General features: G+C 71.5%; 16 protein-coding genes. 13 read left to right on the forward strand and 3 right to left on the reverse strand.

Annotated elements, in window-relative coordinates:
* Positions 1–17: 17 nt before the first annotated feature.
* A complete protein-coding gene (locus Cba03nite_RS32895; RefSeq protein WP_203754868.1) occupies positions 18–956 on the reverse strand; it encodes a RecB family exonuclease in 939 nt (312 codons plus the stop codon).
* A gap of 78 nt (positions 957–1,034) precedes the next feature.
* Here Cba03nite_RS32895 and Cba03nite_RS32900 point away from each other — a divergent pair, with 78 nt between their 5' ends.
* Genes Cba03nite_RS32900 through Cba03nite_RS32910 form a run of 3 tightly spaced genes read left to right on the forward strand, consistent with a single transcriptional unit; the run spans position 1,035 to position 3,737 of the window.
* Positions 1,035–2,195: a M50 family metallopeptidase gene (locus Cba03nite_RS32900; RefSeq protein WP_239126190.1), complete on the forward strand. Its 1,161-nt coding sequence runs from the start codon at positions 1,035–1,037 to the stop codon at positions 2,193–2,195.
* 25 nt (positions 2,196–2,220) lie between these two features.
* The gene (locus tag Cba03nite_RS32905; RefSeq protein WP_203754870.1) at positions 2,221–3,168 is read left to right on the forward strand and encodes a tRNA (adenine-N1)-methyltransferase; all 948 of its coding nucleotides are present in this window, start codon (positions 2,221–2,223) and stop codon (positions 3,166–3,168) included.
* A 14-nt stretch (positions 3,169–3,182) separates the two neighbouring features.
* Positions 3,183–3,737 carry a hypothetical protein gene (locus Cba03nite_RS32910; RefSeq protein ID WP_239126200.1) on the forward strand — a complete coding sequence of 185 codons (555 nt, stop codon included), beginning with the start codon at positions 3,183–3,185 and terminating at the stop codon, positions 3,735–3,737.
* Between the two features lie 248 nt (positions 3,738–3,985).
* On the opposite strand, the gene Cba03nite_RS32915 is transcribed toward Cba03nite_RS32910, so the two are convergent.
* Positions 3,986–4,270, reverse strand: a complete 285-nt coding sequence (locus Cba03nite_RS32915; RefSeq protein WP_203754873.1) for a ferredoxin — start codon at positions 4,268–4,270, stop codon at positions 3,986–3,988.
* A 195-nt stretch (positions 4,271–4,465) separates the two neighbouring features.
* Here Cba03nite_RS32915 and arc point away from each other — a divergent pair, with 195 nt between their 5' ends.
* A complete protein-coding gene (gene arc, locus Cba03nite_RS32920; protein ID WP_203754876.1) occupies positions 4,466–6,232 on the forward strand; it encodes a proteasome ATPase in 1,767 nt (588 codons plus the stop codon).
* A gap of 57 nt (positions 6,233–6,289) precedes the next feature.
* Here the strand turns inward: arc and lhgD are convergent, their stop codons facing one another.
* Positions 6,290–7,486, reverse strand: a complete 1,197-nt coding sequence (lhgD, locus tag Cba03nite_RS32925; RefSeq protein WP_203754879.1) for an L-2-hydroxyglutarate dehydrogenase — start codon at positions 7,484–7,486, stop codon at positions 6,290–6,292.
* Positions 7,487–7,607: 121 nt separating this feature from the next.
* Here lhgD and Cba03nite_RS32930 point away from each other — a divergent pair, with 121 nt between their 5' ends.
* The 9 genes from Cba03nite_RS32930 (at position 7,608) to Cba03nite_RS32970 (ending at position 16,324) form a co-directional block, all read left to right on the forward strand.
* On the forward strand, positions 7,608–8,753 hold the full coding sequence (locus tag Cba03nite_RS32930; protein WP_203754882.1) for a DegT/DnrJ/EryC1/StrS family aminotransferase: 1,146 nt from the start codon (positions 7,608–7,610) through the stop codon (positions 8,751–8,753).
* Positions 8,754–8,833: 80 nt separating this feature from the next.
* Positions 8,834–9,766, forward strand: a complete 933-nt coding sequence (locus tag Cba03nite_RS32935) for an NAD-dependent epimerase/dehydratase family protein (protein ID WP_203754885.1) — start codon at positions 8,834–8,836, stop codon at positions 9,764–9,766.
* Positions 9,763–10,212 carry an acyltransferase gene (locus tag Cba03nite_RS32940; protein WP_239126191.1) on the forward strand — a complete coding sequence of 150 codons (450 nt, stop codon included), beginning with the start codon at positions 9,763–9,765 and terminating at the stop codon, positions 10,210–10,212. The genes Cba03nite_RS32935 and Cba03nite_RS32940 overlap by 4 nt, the downstream gene beginning before the upstream one ends.
* A 12-nt stretch (positions 10,213–10,224) precedes the next feature.
* A complete protein-coding gene (locus tag Cba03nite_RS32945) occupies positions 10,225–11,412 on the forward strand; it encodes a glycosyltransferase family 4 protein (protein WP_203754887.1) in 1,188 nt (395 codons plus the stop codon).
* Between the two features lie 228 nt (positions 11,413–11,640).
* The gene (locus Cba03nite_RS32950) at positions 11,641–11,880 is read left to right on the forward strand and encodes an acyl carrier protein (RefSeq protein ID WP_203754889.1); all 240 of its coding nucleotides are present in this window, start codon (positions 11,641–11,643) and stop codon (positions 11,878–11,880) included.
* The gene (locus Cba03nite_RS32955; RefSeq protein WP_203754891.1) at positions 11,873–12,628 is read left to right on the forward strand and encodes an SDR family NAD(P)-dependent oxidoreductase; all 756 of its coding nucleotides are present in this window, start codon (positions 11,873–11,875) and stop codon (positions 12,626–12,628) included. The genes Cba03nite_RS32950 and Cba03nite_RS32955 overlap by 8 nt, the downstream gene beginning before the upstream one ends.
* On the forward strand, positions 12,625–14,046 hold the full coding sequence (locus Cba03nite_RS32960; protein WP_203754893.1) for an AMP-binding protein: 1,422 nt from the start codon (positions 12,625–12,627) through the stop codon (positions 14,044–14,046). Before Cba03nite_RS32955 ends, Cba03nite_RS32960 begins: the two co-directional genes overlap by 4 nt.
* Positions 14,043–15,092: a LuxE/PaaK family acyltransferase gene (locus Cba03nite_RS32965; RefSeq protein WP_203754895.1), complete on the forward strand. Its 1,050-nt coding sequence runs from the start codon at positions 14,043–14,045 to the stop codon at positions 15,090–15,092. The genes Cba03nite_RS32960 and Cba03nite_RS32965 overlap by 4 nt, the downstream gene beginning before the upstream one ends.
* The gene (locus tag Cba03nite_RS32970; protein WP_203754897.1) at positions 15,089–16,324 is read left to right on the forward strand and encodes an acyl-CoA reductase; all 1,236 of its coding nucleotides are present in this window, start codon (positions 15,089–15,091) and stop codon (positions 16,322–16,324) included. Before Cba03nite_RS32965 ends, Cba03nite_RS32970 begins: the two co-directional genes overlap by 4 nt.
* Position 16,325: the final 1 nt, after the last annotated feature.

The following is a 16,325-nucleotide window of genomic DNA, read 5'->3' on the forward strand; positions in this document are numbered from 1 at the left end:
GAGGCTACCGGATCGGGTCACCCCTCCGGCTGGGCCGCCAGCAGCCGGGCCTGCCTGCTGTCCACCGTCTGCGCGGTGACCTGCACCGGGAACGGCGGCAGCGTGCCACCGAACTCGGGGCAGCGCTGCTGGTGGCTGCACCAGCCGCAGAGCTTGCTCGGCTTGGGCCGGAAGTCCTGCGTCTCGATCGCGTTCTCGATCGCCCGCCACAGCGCGAACAGCGTCTTCTCGAAACGCGTCAGCTCCTCGGCGTCGGGCGTGTAGTCGCAGATCTCGGCGTCCTTGAGGTAGAGCAGCCGGAGCACCCGCGGCACCACGCCCCGGGTGCGCCACAGGACCAGGGCGTAGAACTTCAGCTGGAACAGCGCCCGCGCCTCGAACGCCTCCCGCGGCGCCCCGCCGGTCTTGTAGTCGACCACCCGCAGGTCGCCGCCCGGCGACACGTCCAGCCGGTCGATGTAGCCGCGGATCAGCAGCTGCTCGCCCCCCTCGGCGCCCAGCACCGCCTCGATCAGCTGCTCGCGCTCGGCGGGCTCCAGCCGGCGCGGGTCCTCGACCGCGAAGTAGCCGCCGAGCAGATCCTGCGCGGAGCTGAGGAACTGCTCGCGGGTCATCGCGCCCTCGGCCTCGAAGATCGTGCCGAACTCGGGCTGCTCCTCGACCAGCCGGTCCCACTGCGGCTCGACCATCTCCTCCGCCAGCGGACGGGTGCGGGCCGTGGCCGGGGAGTCGAACAGCTTCTCCAGCACGGCGTGCACCAGGGTGCCGCGTACCTGCTCGGCGGTGGGCTGCTCCGGAATGCGGTCGATGCTGCGGAAACGGTAGAGCAGGGGACAGGTCTTGAAGTCCGCCGCCCGCGAGGGCGACAGCGAGGGGAGGGGGCGAACGCCGTCCGCGCCGGGCGCGGCCGCGGCGCTCGGTGACGAAACGTGTTCGGTGGGCACCTGCTCTGTCATGACCCACACAGTAGGGGAGCCGTACGACTCGGTACGCGTGCCGCTCGGCCGTAGCATGGTCACGATGGAGAGGACGCTGTGACCGATTCGACACCCAAGTCCGCTTCGCGAGGCGAGCGGCGATCAGGCTTTCAGGTCGGCCGCATCTTCGGTTTCCCGCTGCGGCTGAGCGCGTCCTGGGTGTTCATGGCCCTGTTCATCACCTGGTGGTACGGCGAGGGCCTGGGCCGGGCCCTGGAGCTGAGCGGCCCCGCCCGTTATCTGGCCGGGCTCGGCTTCGTCGCGTGCCTGTTGCTGTCGGTTCTGCTACACGAGCTCGGCCACGCGCTCACCGCCCGCCACTACGGCATCGGCGTGAAGGGCATCACCCTGGACCTGCTCGGCGGGTACACCGAGTTCGACCACGACTCGCCGCGCCCCGGGGTCGAGCTGGCCACCGCGCTGGCCGGACCGGTCGTGTCCGCGCTGGTCGGCGTCGCCTCGGTGATCGCGGCCGTGCTGCTGCCGAGCGGCACCGTGCCCCACCAGATCGCGTTCCAGCTCGCGCTGTGCAACATCATCGTGGCGGTGTACAACGCGCTGCCGGGCTGGCCGCTGGACGGCGGCCGGGCGCTGCGCGCGGTGGTCTGGGGCGCCAAGGGCGACCGGGACGCGGGCCTGCTGGTGGCGGGCTGGTCCGGGCGGGTGGTCGCCGTGCTCACCGCGCTGCTCGCCGCCGTGCTCTACATGACCGGCTGGTACGAGTGGTTCGGCCTGATCTTCGGCCTGTTCGTGGCGTTCAGCATCTGGCAGGGCGCCGCCGGGGCGGTGATGACGGCCCGGGTGCGCCGCCGCTATCCGCTGGTCGACCCGGTGCGCCTGGCCCGCCCGCTGTTCGTGGTGCCCACCGGCACCTCGCTGGCCGAGGCGGCCCGCCGTGCCGCCGAGGCCGGGCACACCGCGCCCGTGCTGGGCGTCGCCGACCCGGACGGCCGGCTGATCGCGCTGGTCGTGCCCGCCGCCGCGGCCGCCGTGCCCGAGCAGCGGCGGCCCTGGGTGACCGTGGAGACGGTGGCCCGTGGCATCGACGCGGTGGCGACCATCCCGTCCGAGGCGCGCGGCGCTGAGGTGATCAAGCTCCTCCGTGGGGACCCGGCCACTCCTTACCTCGTGGTCAACGGGGAAGATGTGGTGGGCGTGCTCACCATCATGGACGTGGTGCAGGTGCTCGACCCGGCGGCGCTGAAGGCCGCCCGCTGAACTTCGAGACAGGAACCTTAAGCAGATGACCGATCCGACGCCGCAGCGTCGTGGCGACTTCGCCGCGGGTGACCGGGTGCAGCTGACCGACCCGAAGAACCGGATGCACACGATCGTGCTGGAGCCGGGCAAGGCGTTCCACACCCACCGCGGCATCCTCGCCCACGACGACCTCATCGGCCTGCCCGACGGCAGCGTGGTCACCTCCTCCGGCGGCACCGCCTACCTGGCGCTGCGCCCGCTGCTGGCCGACTACGTGCTCTCCATGCCGCGTGGCGCCCAGGTGATCTACCCCAAGGACGCGGCGCAGATCGTGGCCATGGGCGACGTCTTCCCCGGCGCCAAGGTGCTGGAGGCCGGCGTCGGCTCCGGCGCGCTGAGCTGCTCGCTGCTGCGCGCGGTGGGGCCGGAGGGGCAGCTGTGGTCGTACGAGCTGCGTGACGACTTCGCCGCCGTGGCCCGCAAGAACGTGCAGAACTGGTTCGGCACCAGCTGGGCCGCCGACGGCAAGCCGTCCGACCCGATGATGCCGTCCTGGCACCTGCACGTGGGCGACGTCGCCGACAACGCCGAGACCGGCTTCGACCGGATCATCCTGGACATGCTGTCCCCCTGGGACGCCCTGGACATGGTCGAGCGGGCGCTGCTGCCGGGCGGGGTGTTCATCGGCTACGTGGCGACCACGCCGCAGCTCTCCGAGCTGGTCGAGGCGCTGCGCGAGCGCGGCTTCACCGAGCCGCTGGCCTGGGAGTCGCTGGTGCGCGACTGGCACGCCGACGGCCTGGCCGTGCGCCCCGACCACCGGATGATCGCGCACACCGCGTTCCTGGTGCGGGCCCGCAAGCTGGCCCCCGGCGTCACCGCGCCGCCCCGCCGGCGCAAGCCGAGCAAGGGCCGCGAGGCGTACGAGCTGCGCAAGAAGGCGGCCCCGGCCCCCGAGCCGGACGCGGTCGCCGACGAGGTCTGGGAGTAGGAGACGCCGTGAACGTGCCCCCGGCCGTGTTCCCCGACTGGTCGCCGTACCCGGACCTCGACTCGGCGGCGCGGGCCTACCTGCGCGATCCCGAGGTCGCCCTGGACGCCCTGGAGGGCGTGCTGCGCGGCACCCAGGTGCTCGGGTTCACGCTGGAGCGCTTCGTCAACGAGTACAACGGCGTGTGGCAGGAGGTCGTCGTCTGCGACGGCTCCCGGCTGCTGCTGTGGCACGGCGAGGACGTTCCGCCCGGGGAGGGCCCGGCGGGCTCGATGATCTCGTCGTTGCGGGTGGTGCCGCTCTCGGTGATCACGGAGGTCGGCTGCCGCCGCCGCCTGAGCCGCACCCCCGCCAACCACCTGCGGGTCGACAGCGTCGACGTCTACCTGCTGCTCAGCTCGCTGGACGAGTCGAACAACGGCCACCCCCTGGACGACCCGCACCACGTGGTCCGCCAGGACGCCCTGCGCTTCGGCAAGACCCTGGAGGACGGCGGCACCGGCCAGATCGCCAGGCTGGAGGAGTTCGCCCAGCTCGTCGCCTCCCTGGCCGGCCGCCCCATGCTCTGACGCCCGCGCTCTGGGGCCGGTCCGCCCGGTCGGGGCCCCAGCTCCGCGACGCCTGCCCCGCCATGATCGCGGTTTCGTGTCAAGATCTGCGGCCCTACCGCACCTTGTGACACGAAACCCCGATCATCGCGGTCCCAACGGCCAAGATCGCGTCGATCTTGCACTCGGCGGGGGTGTTCTGTCCCGGTTTGGGCGTGTCGTCCCCACAGTTCATGCAAGATCGCCGCGGGAGGGGGCGGGCGGGAAGGTCAGCGGAGGGCGGTGCGTTCTTCCTCGGACAGGGGTTCTCCGTCGTGGGTGCGCTGGATGTGGATGCACTCGCCGGGGCATTCCTGGGCGGCGTCGATGACCTCTAGTCGGAGGTGGGGCGGGATCTCGACGGTCGCACCCGGGGTCATCAGCAGTTCGCCGGAGTCGTCCTTGACGTAGGCGAGGCCGTCTACGTCGAACTCGAACACCTCGGGGGCGTACTGCACGCACAGGCCGTCGCCCGTGCAGAGGTCCTGATCTACTCGCACCCTGAGCTCACTCACGGACTCGACCCTAGCGCCCCGGCGCGCGTGAATGCGGGGGAGGTCGGCCGCACGGCCAGATTCTCGATCCAGTTCTTGGGTACGGGGGTGTCGGGAGGGTTCAACTGAGGCGATCAGCCGCTAGTGTTAGGAGCACCCTAAACGTCGGCCGAACGAGGTAGGACCGACGGGAGGACACCCCCGGGGAGGTGGGACGTGGCAAAGAGCGACGACGCGGATGCGCGCGCCGCGCGGTGGGAGAAGGAAGCCAACGATCTCTCCACTCAGGTCGCGTTCCTGCAAGAGGAGCTCGCCCTGTTGCGGCGCAAGTTGAGCGAGAGCCCGCGGCACGTACGGCAGCTTGAGGAGCGGCTCGCCGCCACTCAGGCCCAGCTGTCGCGGCTCACGGAGAACAACGAGCGGCTGGTGGCCACGCTGAAGGAGGCGCGCGCCCAGATCGTGACGCTCAAGGAGGAGATCGACCGGCTGGCGCAACCGCCCAGCGGGTACGGCGTCTTCCTGGCGCGGCATGAAGACGGCACGGTGGACGTCTTCACGGGTGGACGGAAGCTGCGGGTGGCGGTGTCGCCGTCGCTGGACGTCGACGCGCTGCAGCGTGGGCAGGAGGTCCTGCTCAACGACGCCCTCAACATCGTCGACGCGCTCGGCTTCGAGCGGGCCGGCGAGGTGGTCCTGCTCAAGGAGATCCTCGACGGCGGGGACCGCGCACTCGTGGTCTCGCACGCCGACGAGGAGCGGATCGTGTTCCTGGCGGAGGGCCTGATCGGCGGGACGCTGCGTTCCGGCGACTCCCTCATGATCGAGCCGCGCTCCGCGTACGCCTACGAGCGCATCCCCAAGAGCGAGGTCGAGGAGCTGGTCCTCGAAGAGGTGCCGGACGTCGACTACCACGACATCGGTGGCCTGGTGCACCAGATCGAGCAGATCCGCGACGCGGTGGAGCTGCCCTTCCTGCACGCGGACCTGTTCCGCGAGCACCACCTGCGCCCGCCGAAGGGCGTGCTGCTCTACGGTCCTCCCGGCTGCGGCAAGACGCTCATCGCCAAGGCGGTGGCGAACTCGCTGGCCAAGAAGATCGCCGAGCAGCGCGGCGAGGAGAAGAAGACCAGCTACTTCCTGAACATCAAGGGTCCGGAGCTGCTCAACAAGTACGTCGGCGAGACGGAGCGGCACATCCGGCTGATCTTCCAGCGGGCCCGTGAGAAGGCCTCGGAAGGCACCCCGGTGATCGTGTTCTTCGACGAGATGGACTCGATCTTCCGGACCCGCGGCTCGGGTGTCTCCTCGGACGTGGAGAACACCATCGTTCCCCAGCTCCTCAGCGAGATCGACGGTGTGGAGGGCCTGGAGAACGTCATCATCATCGGCGCCTCGAACCGCGAGGACATGATCGACCCGGCCATCCTGCGCCCGGGGCGGCTCGACGTCAAGATCAAGATCGAGCGCCCGGACGCCGAGGCGGCCAAGGACATCTTCAGCAAGTACATCCTGCCGACCCTGCCGCTGTCCCCGGACGACCTGGCAGAGCACGGCGGCTCCACCGACGCGTGCGTGCACGCGATGATCAATTCGGTGGTGCTCCGGATGTACTCGGAGACCGAGGAGAACCGCTTCCTCGAGGTCACCTACGCCAACGGTGACAAGGAGGTCCTGTACTTCAAGGACTTCAACTCCGGCGCCATGATCCAGAACATCGTGGACCGCGGCAAGAAGATGGCGATCAAGGAGTTCCTGTCCTCGGGCAAGAAGGGCCTGCGCCTGCAGCACCTGCTGGACGCCTGCCTGGACGAGTTCCGCGAGAACGAGGACCTGCCGAACACCACGAACCCGGACGACTGGGCACGGATCTCCGGCAAGAAGGGCGAGCGGATCGTCTACATCCGCACGCTCGTCTCCGGCGGCAAGGGCACCGAGTCGGGCCGGTCCATCGAGACGGCCAGCAACACCGGCCAGTACCTGTAACACGAGCACGCGAAAGGGGCGCCCGGTCCGCCGGGCGCCCCTTTCCGCTGCGTGAGGTCAGGCCGCCAGGTCGGCGGGCAGCCGCGACACGATGTGCTTGGCGATCTCGAACGAGCTGGTCGCCGCGGGGGAGGGCGCGTTGAGCACGTGCACCTGCCGCTCCGCCTCCACGATCAGGAAGTCGTCGACCAGGCCGCCGTCGGGGCGGATCGCCTGGGCGCGCACCCCGGCACCGGCCGGCACGATGTCCTCGCCGGTCAGCACGGGCACCAGCCGGGCCAGGCTGGCCGCGAACTTCTTGCGCGACAGCGAGCGGTGCACCTCGGTCAGGCCGTACCGGTAGTGCTTGCGGGCCAGCGCCCAGAGCCCGGAGTAGGTCACCTCGTCCCAGACGTCCCGCGGGCTGATCTTCCCCCACGAGTAGCCCTCGCGGGCGGTGGCCAGCACCGCGTTCGGGCCCGCGTGCACGGTGCCGTCGATCATCTTGGTCAGGTGCACGCCCAGGAACGGGAACTGCGGGTCCGGCACCGGGTAGATCAGGCCCTTGACCAGGTCGCGGCGCTGCGGGGTCAGCTCGTAGTACTCCCCGCGGAACGGGACGATGCGCACCGGGGTGTCGACCCCGGCCATCCGGGAGATCCGGTCGGCGTGCAGGCCCGCGCAGTTGATCAGCACGTCGGCGATGATCTCGCCCTTGGTGGTGGTCACCACCACGCCGCCCGCGCGCTGCCGGATCGCGGTGACCTCGGTCTCGGTACGCAGGTCCGCGCCGCCCTCGGCGAGCAGCTCGGCGATGCGGCGGCACACCGCGCCGAAGTCAACGATGCCGGTGGAGGCGACGTGCAGCGCGGCGACGGCGGCCACGTGCGGCTCGTACTCGGCGGCCTCGGCCTGGCCGATGAGCTTCACGGGCAGCCCGTTGGCGACCGAGCGCTGGTGCAGGTCCTGCAGGCGGGGCAGCTCGGACTCGTCCGTCGCCACGATCAGCTTGCCGCAGATGTCGTACGCCAGGCCCTGCTCCTTGCAGAACTCGACCATCGACGCGCTGCCGGCCTTGCACAGGGTGGCCTTGAGGCTGCCGGGCTTGTAGTAGACGCCCGCGTGGATCACGCCGGAGTTGTGGCCGGTCTGGTGCGCGGCCCAGCCCGCCTCCTTCTCGACCACCGTGACGGAGTCCTCAGGACGGTCCGTGAGCAGGCGATGCGCGACGGCAAGACCCACGATTCCGCCACCGACCACCACAAACCTAGTCATTTCACTCCTCCGCCCGGCCGCAACGGCGTCGAGCTTAGGCCATTCGGACCTCCGGCCGACTGGCGACCGCCCTGGTCCGGTGGCCTACACTTCTCGGGTCGCTCACAAGGGGAGGTCCCACATGTCTGACGTCATCGCGCTCGGCCAGCCCACGGTCGGCGAGCCGGAGCTCGCCGCCATCGCCGAGGTGTTCGCGTCAGGCTGGCTGTCGGGGGCCGGTCCCACCTGCAAGAAGTTCGAGGAGCGCTTCGCCGCCGCGATGGGCGTGCAGCACGCGCTGACCACGAGCAACTGCGGCTCGGCGCTGCACCTGGCGCAGCTGGTGCTGGGCGTGAAGCCGGGCGACGAGGTGATCGTGGGCGACTACACCTTCCCGGCGACCGGCCACTCGGTGATGTGGACCGGGGCCCGCCCCGTCTTCGCCGACGTGCGCCCCGACACCTGGACCATCGACCCGGCCGTGGTCGAGTCCCTGATCACCCCGCGCACCGTGGGCATCATCGCGGTCGACGCGTTCGGCCAGCCGGCCGACTACGACGAGCTGCGCGCCATCGCCGACAAGCACGGCCTGTTCGTCATCGAGGACGCGGCCTGCTCGGCCGGTGCGACGTACAAGGGCCGCCCGGCGGGCAGCCTGGCCGACATCGCCACGTTCAGCTTCCACGGCCGCAAGGGCATCACCTCGGGCGAGGGCGGCGCGCTGGTCACCGACCGCGCCGACCTGGCCGCCAAGGCCCGCAAGCTGCACACCTACGGCGTCGAGGGCGCGCTGACCCGCGCCGAGCTGTCCAAGCTGCCCATCCCGACCTTCGACGAGCTGGGCTACAACTACCGGCTCTCCGACATCCAGGCCGCGATCATGCTGGCCCAGCTGGACCGGCTGCCCGAGCTGCTCGCCGTCAAGCGCCGCATCGCGGCCCGCTACGGCGAGCTGTTCAAGGACCACGAGCTGATCACCGTCCCGTTCGAGGCGCCCGACCGCGAGCACCCCTGGCAGTCGTACGTGGTGACGCTGGACCCGGCGGTCAGCCGCGCCGAGGTCGCCATGGCGCTGCGCGAGCGCGGCGTGCAGTGCACCTTCGGCACCTACGCCTCGCACCTGCAGCCGCTGTACGGTGAGACCAACCCCTGCCCGGTCTCGGCGGACCTGTTCGACCGGCACCTGGCCATCCCGATGCACGCGAACCTGACCGACGCGCAGGTCGAGACGGTCGCGGCCACCCTGATCCAGGTCGTCGACTCCCTCGCCGCCGGCCGCGCCAACTAAGATCACTTCTGCGGCCCAGGCCGTTCCCCTCGTAACACCGCGGCCGCAGGCCGTGCTCCTCCCTCCCAGAAAGGTCCGCAATGTCAAAGAAGACCGTCTTCATCACCGGAGGCGCCGGTTTCATCGGCCTGCACGTGGTCCGGCTGCTGCTGGAGAAGGACTACCAGGTCCGGATCTTTGACAACATGTCGCGCGGCGACCGCGAGCGCATCGACGAGCTGGTCAAGACCGGCAACGTCGAGCTGGTGGAGCAGGACGTGCGCTACGGCGGCGCCGTGCACGCGGCCATGAAGGGCTGCGAGTCGGTCATCCACCTGGCCGCGGTGTCGATCAACAAGAGCCAGGCGGACCCGTACGAGTCGATCGACATCAACGTCGTCGGCAACAACAACGTCTTCGCCGCCGCCGCCGACCACGGCGTGCGCCGCATCGTGTTCGCCTCCTCGGCGTCGGTCTACGGCGACCCGAAGAAGCTGCCGATGCACGAGGACGACGAGCTCAGCCCGCTCACCCCGTACTGCATCGCCAAGCGCACCGGCGAGGACCTGCTCGGCTTCTACCAGCGCAGCAAGGGCCTGAACTGGGTCGCCCTGCGCTTCTTCAACGTGTACGGCCCCGGCCAGAAGCCGACCGCGTACTACACCTCGGTCATCAACCACTTCGTCAAGCGCCTCAAGACCGGCCAGCCGCCGATCATCGACGGCAAGGGCGAGCAGTCGATGGACTTCATCCACGTGCACGACATCGCGCGCTCGGTCGTCGCGGCGCTGGAGTCGGAGCAGGGCAACGTGCCGGTCAACATCGGCACCGGCATCGACACCACGGTGGCGTCGCTGGCCGAGATCCTGATCAAGGCCGTGGGCGTGGACGTGGAGCCGCAGTTCAACCCGCGCGAGGTGCTGGTCAGCCGCCGCGCGGCCGACATCACCCGGGCCAAGGAGGTCCTCGGCTGGGAGCCGACGATCACCGTGGGCGACGGCATGACCGACCTGATCAAGTCGGAGATCGGGTGACCCAGCCGCATCCCGGCCTGCCGGAGAACCCGTACAACCCGCACGCGTGGATCATCGGGGAGCCGGTCATCGGGCCGGGCACCTGGATCGGCGCGTTCACGGTGATCGACGGGTCCGGCGGGCTGACGATCGGCTCCGGCTGTGACATCAGCTGCGGCGTGCAGATCTACACCCACTCGTCTGCACGCCGCTGCGTGTCCGGCCGCGCCTACCCCCAGGTCGACCGCGCGCCGGTGACCATCGGCGACCGCGTCTTCATCGGCGCGAACGCGACGATCATGATGGGCGTGACCATCGGCGACGGCGTCGTGATCGGCGCCGGCGCGGTGGTCACCAAGGACGTCCCCGCGGGCACCGTGGTGGCCGGCGTGCCGGCCCGCCCGGTGGCCGCGGTGGAGGTCGACGGCACGGACGTACGCTTCACCCCCCTCGCGGCACACAGCTAGGAGCCAGCGCCGGTGCGTATCGCGGTAGTCAACAACTTCTTCCCCCCTCGCGCGGGCGGCAGCTCGCACCTGTCGGAGTCCCTCGCCAAGGGCTACGCCGAGCAGGGCCACGAGGTCCTCGTCCTCACGGCGGCGTACCAGAACGCCCCCGCGGTGGAGGAGCGCGACGGCATGCGCATCGTGCGCCTGCCCGCCTGGATGCTCCCGCAGACCAGGCTCGCGGTCAGCTTCGACATCTCGTTCACCAGCCGGCCCACCCTGCTGCGCGCCGTGCGCAAGCTGCTGGACGAGTTCAAGCCGGACGCCATCCACCAGCACGGCCAGTTCTTCGACCTGACCTGGGCGACCGCGCTCTACGCGCGCAAGCGCCGGGTGCCGGTGCTGCTGTCCATCCACACCCGGCTGGAGAACCCCTCGGCGAGCTACGCCAAGGTGTTCCGCGGCCTCGACGCGCTGATGGTCAAGCCGTTCATGCGCCGCTCCAAGCCCCGCCTGGTGGTCATGGACGTGCTGATGGACGAGTACATCCGGGACCGCTACCGCGGCGCGTACTCCGGCCTGGACTACATCCCGGTGGGTGTGGACCCGACCTGGGTGCGCGGCGGCGACGGCCGGGGCGTGCGCGAGAAGCACGGCCTGGGCGACGCCCCCGTGATCCTGTCGGTGGGCCACATCATCCCGCTGCGCGACCGGCTGATGCTGGTCGAGGCGCTGCCGAAGGTGCTCGCGGCGGTGCCGGACGCGAAGCTGCTGGTCGTCGGGCAGGTCTACTACCCGCTGTTCCTGGAGCGGGCCAAGGCCCTCGGCGTGGACCACGCGGTCATCAGCACCGGCCCGGTGGCCAAACGGGAGATCCCGGACTACCTGGCCGCGGCCACCGTCGAGTGCCACGAGCAGGGCTTCGGCATCGGCACGGCGAGCCTGGAGGCGATGGCCGGCGGCGTGCCGGTGGTCGTGCCGGCCCGCCCGGACAACTTCCCCGGCATCGGCCTGGAGGACGGGCAGAACATCCTGCTCTGCGCCCCCGGCGACGTGGAAGCGATGGCCGAGCGCCTCATCGCGGGCCTGACCGACCCCGCCGTGGCCAAGCAGGTCGGCGCGAACGGCCAGGACCTGATCGACCAGCACTTCACCCTCCAGCGTGTGCTGGAGCGGCACCTGGAAGTGCTCGGCACCATGGTGGCGGCCCGGGGCCGCTGACCCCGAACGAAAGCTGAGGGGCCGTCCGCACATCGCGGGCGGCCTCGCCGCTTATCCGGGCTGATTCCCGTCGATCGCCCATGCGACGCGGGATGTTCAGCCCGCGTACACCAAGGCTGCAACAGGCCGTATACCAGCCGCGTAGGCTCGGCTCATGGCTCACGGTTCGGGGTATTTGCCCGGACTGTCCGAGCCGTACCCGCCGCGAGGATCTGGAGAACGACCGCCATGCCCCTGACCGAGCGCCTGCGCACCGTGTTCGCCGACGCCCTGCAGCTGCCGCCCGGCACCGACGTGGACCAGCTGAAGTACCGCGACATCGAGCAGTGGGACTCGCTGGGCCACATGACGCTCGTCGCCGCGATCGAGGACGAGTTCGGCGTGCAGCTCGACACCGACCAGGTCATCGACCTGTCCTCGTTCAAGGTCGCGGCCGACATGCTGCGCGACGCCGGCGTCGATGAGTGAGCTGACCGGCCGCGTCGCCCTGGTCACGGGGGGCACCCGGGGCATCGGCCTGGCCACCGTACGCGCCCTGCGCGCGGCCGGGGCCACGGTCGTGCTCACCGGGCGTGACCAGGCCGCGGCCGAGAAGGTCGCCGCCGAGCACGGCGCGCACGGCCTGGCCCTGGAAGCGGGCGACTTCGCCGCCACCGGCGATCTCGTCAAGCGGGTCGCCGCCGAGCACGGCGGCCTGGACGTGCTGGTGGTCAACGCCGGGATCATGGAGAGCGGCCTGCTCGGCATGATCCGGGCCGCCGACGTGGCCCGCACGCTGGACGTCAACGTGGCCGGGGCGGTCGCCGCGGTGCAGGCCGCGAGCCGTGCGATGGCCCGCCGCCGCACCGCGCCCGACGGCACCACCCGCACCGGCGGCGCGATCGTGCTGCTCGCCTCCGTCGTCGGCACCCACGGCGCGGCCGGCCAGAGCGTGTACGCCGCCTCCAAGGCCGCCGTCGCCGCGCTGGCCCGCTCCGCCGCCCGCGAGCTGGGCGGGCGCGGCATCCGCGTCAACGCCGTGGCCCCGGGCGTGATCCGCACCGAGCTGACCGCCGCGCTGCCCGCCGAGGTCCTGGACAGGCAGGCCGCCGCCGCGCCGCTGGGCCGCCTCGGCGAGCCGGACGAGGTCGCCGACGTGATCCGCTTCCTGGCCGGCGACGGCGCCCGCTACGTCACCGGGCAGGTGCTCGGCGTCGACGGAGGGCTGCTCCCGTGACCCTGGTGGCGCCCACGGCCCGGCTCGTCGACGCGGCGACCGGGGCGGTGCTGGCCGGGGCGGAGCTGTCCGCCGAGGTCGCGCGGCACGCGGCCGGGTACACCGACGCGCCCGCCGGGGTCGTCTTCGCGCGCAGCGCGCTGACCACCGCGTCGGTGCTGCGCTACGCGGGTGCGTTCCGGGCGGGCCGCCCGGTGGCGCTGCTCGATCCGGCGCTGGCTCCCGCCGTGCTGGCCGACTTCGTGACCCGCTTCGAACCCGCCGTGGTGGTCGGGGTCGGCGAGGGCGGCGCCGGGGCGGAGTTGTGCGAGCTGCCCAAGGGCTACGACGACACCGAGCACCCGGTCCTCGGCCGCTGCTGGGTGCGCCGGACCGCGCCCGCCGCACTGCCCCACCCGGACCTGGCCGTGCTGCTGGCGACGTCCGGCTCCACCGGCGATCCCAAGTTCGTGAGGCTGTCGCGGGCGGCCGTGCTGGCCAACGCGCACGCCATCGGCGACGCGCTGGCCCTGGGCCCGGACGAGATCGCCCCGACCAGCCTGCCGCTGTTCTACAGCTACGGCATGTCCGTGGTGAACAGCCACCTCGCGGCGGGCGCGACGCTGCTGGTGGTCGACGGCGGCGTGCTGGCCAAGGAGTTCTGGCAGGCCGTGGACGCCCACCAGGCGACGTCGCTGGCCGGGGTGCCCTACAACTACGAGATGCTGCACCGGATCCGGTGGCGGCCGGGGCGGCACCCGTCGCTGCGTACCCTCACCCAGGCCGGCGGGCGGCTGCGCGACGAGCTGATCCTGCACTTCCACGAGCAGATCAGCGCCTCCGGCGGGCGCTTCCACGTGATGTGGGGCTGCACCGAGGCCGCGCCCCGGATGAGCACCCTGCCCGCCGACGGCCTGCCCGGCAGCGTCGGCTCGGTCGGCCCCGCGCTGCCCGGCGGCGCGTTCACGGTGCTCGCCGACGACGGCACCGAGTCCGCCGACCCGCACGTCACCGGCGAGCTGGTGTACCGCGGCCCGAACGTGATGATGGGCTACGCCACCGCCGTGGCCGACACGGCGCGCGGCGACGACCAGGCGGGCGCGCTGCGCACCGGCGACCTGGGCTACCTCGACGAGCGCGGGTTCGTGTGGCTCAAGGGGCGGCTCAAACGGTTCGGCAAGATCTTCGGGATCCGGGTCAACCTGCACGATATCGAGGACCTCGTCCGCGCCGACGGCCCGGCGGTCGCGGTGTCCGGCCCGGACAGGGTGGTGGTCTTCGTCGTGGGCATCGACGCCGAGGCCGCGCAGGCGCTGGCCGGGCGGCTGTCCGAGCGGCTCAGGGTGCACCGCACCGGCTTCGACGTACGCCCCGTGGACGCGCTGCCGCAGCTGCCCAACGGCAAGATCGATTACCGTGCCCTGGAGGCCCTGGCATGACCGTGTTCACGCTCACCCAGCCCGAGCGGGAGGCACGGCTGCTGCCCGAGCTGGCCGAGCTGACCGAGCACCACCGCGCGCACAGCCCCGAGTACGCCCGCCTGCTCGCGGCCCTGGGCCACGGGCCGGGGACCGCGTACGACACGGTCGCGGACCTGCCCTGGCTGCCGGTGCGCCTGTTCAAGCATCACGAGCTGCGCAGCATCCCGGCCGGCGACGTGTTCAAGGTGCTCACCTCGTCCGGCACCACCGGCGACGTGAGCCGGATCTACCTGGACCGCGACGCCGCCGCGCTGCAGCAGCGCATGCTCTCGGTGACGATGCAGACCGTCATCGGGGCCAAGCGGCTGCCGATGCTGCTGGTCGACACGGTGTCGCTGTTCAAGAACCGCAGCTCCTTCTCCGCACGCGGAGCCGGGGTGCTGGGCATGATGAACTTCGGCCGCGACCACGTCTTCGTGCTCGACGAGCACGACCAGCCCGACCTGGACGCGGTCAAGGGCTTCCTGGCCAAGCACGGCGACCAGCCGTTCCTGATCTTCGGTTTCACGTTCATGGCCTGGCAGTTCCTCTACGAGCTGGCCCGCGACAACGGGCTGGATTTGAGCAACGGCATCCTGATCCACAGTGGCGGCTGGAAGAAGCTGGCCGACCGCGCCGTCGACAACGACGAGTTCCGCCGCCGCTTCGCCGCCGACACCGGCCTGCGCCGCATCCACAACTTCTACGGCATGGTCGAGCAGATCGGGCTGACCTTCCTGGAGGGCCCGGACGGCGGCGGCCTCTACTGCCCCGACTTCTCCGACGTGATCGTGCGCGACCCGCACACCTGGGAGCCGGTGCCGCACGGCACGCCCGGCGTGGTCGAGGTGATCAGCACGCTGCCGCGCTCGTACCCGGGACATGTCCTGCTCACCGAGGACCGAGGCGTGATCCACGGCGTCGACGACGGCGCCTGGCCCGGCAAGCGCTTCTCCATCCTGGGGCGGCTGCCCCGGGCCGAGGCGCGCGGCTGCAGCGACACGTTCTCGGAGGCGAAGGCATGAGCAAGGTGCTGGAGCGGTTCCCGGCCGGGGGCGAGGTCGCGGTCGAGGACCTGCTCGCGGCGGTGCGGCAGACCCCGGACGGCGGCCCGCTGCGGGTCGGCGACGAGCGCGTCACCGACTTCCTCGTCGCGTTCGCGCGGCAGCTGCTCAAGCCGGTTGTGGCGCGCCGTTATCCGGAGCTGGGCTCGCTCGGGTTCTTCCTGCGCCGGGGCGAGCTGGCCAAGGCCGCCGCCCGGGTCGCCGACCAGCCGGGACAGCTCCGCTTCCCGCGCGGCCTGGTCTTCCACGTGCCGCCCGCGAACGTCGACACCATCTTCGTGTACTCCTGGGCGCTGTCCGCGCTGGCCGGCAACGCCAACGTGGTCCGCATCTCGTCCCGCTCGGCCGGGGCGGCCACCGCCGTGCTGGAGGCGCTCAACGAGACCCTGGACGGGGCGCATCCGGCGCTGCGGCAGACCCAGCGCATGGTCACCTACGGCCGCGACGACGCGGTCACCGCCGCGCTGTCCGCCGCCGCCGACCTGCGGGTCATCTGGGGCGGCGACGCCTCGGTGCGCGAGATCCGGCGGCACCCGCTCGCCCCGCACGCCCGTGACCTGACCTTCCCGGACCGCTCTTCGTTCACGGTGATCTCCGCTGCGGGCTGGCTGAGCGTGTCCGAGGCGGCGCGGGACGCCGGGGCGCGGGGGCTCTACAACGACGCGTACTGGTTCGACCAGGCCGCCTGCTCCTCCCCGCGCGCCGTGTACTGGGTGGGCACCCCGGAGCAGGCCGCCGCGGCCCGCACGGACCTGCTGGCCCGGCTGCGTACCGTGCTGGACGCCGTCGGGGTCGAGGTCGACGCGGCGATGGCCGTCGAGAAGCGGGTGGCCGCCTACGGCCTGGCGCTGGAGGGCGACGCCACCGGCATCGCCTTCGACGGCAACGAGCTGGCCACGGTCGACCTGGCCGACCCCGGCGCGATCCCGCGCCGCTGGCTCGGCGTGGGCACGTTCCCGCAGGCCGTGGTGCCGTCGCTGGACGCGCTCGCCGCCGTGGTGGTGCGCCGGGACCAGACCGTCGCCCACTTCGGCTTCAGCGCTGAGGAGCTGACCGCGTTCGCCCACCGCCTGGCCGGGCGCGGCGTGGACCGGCTCGTGCCGCTCGGCGACGCGCTCAGCTTCGCCGGGATCTGGGACGGCTACGACCTGATGCACGAGTTCACCCGCATCACCACCGTGCTCGCCCGCTGAC

Source organism: Catellatospora bangladeshensis, assembly GCF_016862575.1.
In the GTDB taxonomy this organism is placed as follows: Bacteria; Actinomycetota; Actinomycetes; order Mycobacteriales; family Micromonosporaceae; genus Catellatospora; species Catellatospora bangladeshensis.

What these genes read in the sequence shown, in the direction of transcription:
- Cba03nite_RS32895 (WP_203754868.1), bottom strand. Translation starts at nt 956, where the DNA reads ATGACAGAGCAGGTGCCCACCGAACACGTTTCGTCACCGAGCGCCGCG.
- Cba03nite_RS32970 (WP_203754897.1), top strand. Translation starts at nt 15,089, where the DNA reads ATGAGCAAGGTGCTGGAGCGGTTCCCGGCCGGGGGCGAGGTCGCGGTC.
- Cba03nite_RS32950 (WP_203754889.1), top strand. Translation starts at nt 11,641, where the DNA reads ATGCCCCTGACCGAGCGCCTGCGCACCGTGTTCGCCGACGCCCTGCAG.
- Cba03nite_RS32955 (WP_203754891.1), top strand. Translation starts at nt 11,873, where the DNA reads ATGAGTGAGCTGACCGGCCGCGTCGCCCTGGTCACGGGGGGCACCCGG.
- Cba03nite_RS32930 (WP_203754882.1), top strand. Translation starts at nt 7,608, where the DNA reads ATGTCTGACGTCATCGCGCTCGGCCAGCCCACGGTCGGCGAGCCGGAG.
- Cba03nite_RS32935 (WP_203754885.1), top strand. Translation starts at nt 8,834, where the DNA reads ATGTCAAAGAAGACCGTCTTCATCACCGGAGGCGCCGGTTTCATCGGC.
- lhgD (WP_203754879.1), bottom strand. Translation starts at nt 7,486, where the DNA reads ATGACTAGGTTTGTGGTGGTCGGTGGCGGAATCGTGGGTCTTGCCGTC.
- Cba03nite_RS32905 (WP_203754870.1), top strand. Translation starts at nt 2,221, where the DNA reads ATGACCGATCCGACGCCGCAGCGTCGTGGCGACTTCGCCGCGGGTGAC.
- Cba03nite_RS32965 (WP_203754895.1), top strand. Translation starts at nt 14,043, where the DNA reads ATGACCGTGTTCACGCTCACCCAGCCCGAGCGGGAGGCACGGCTGCTG.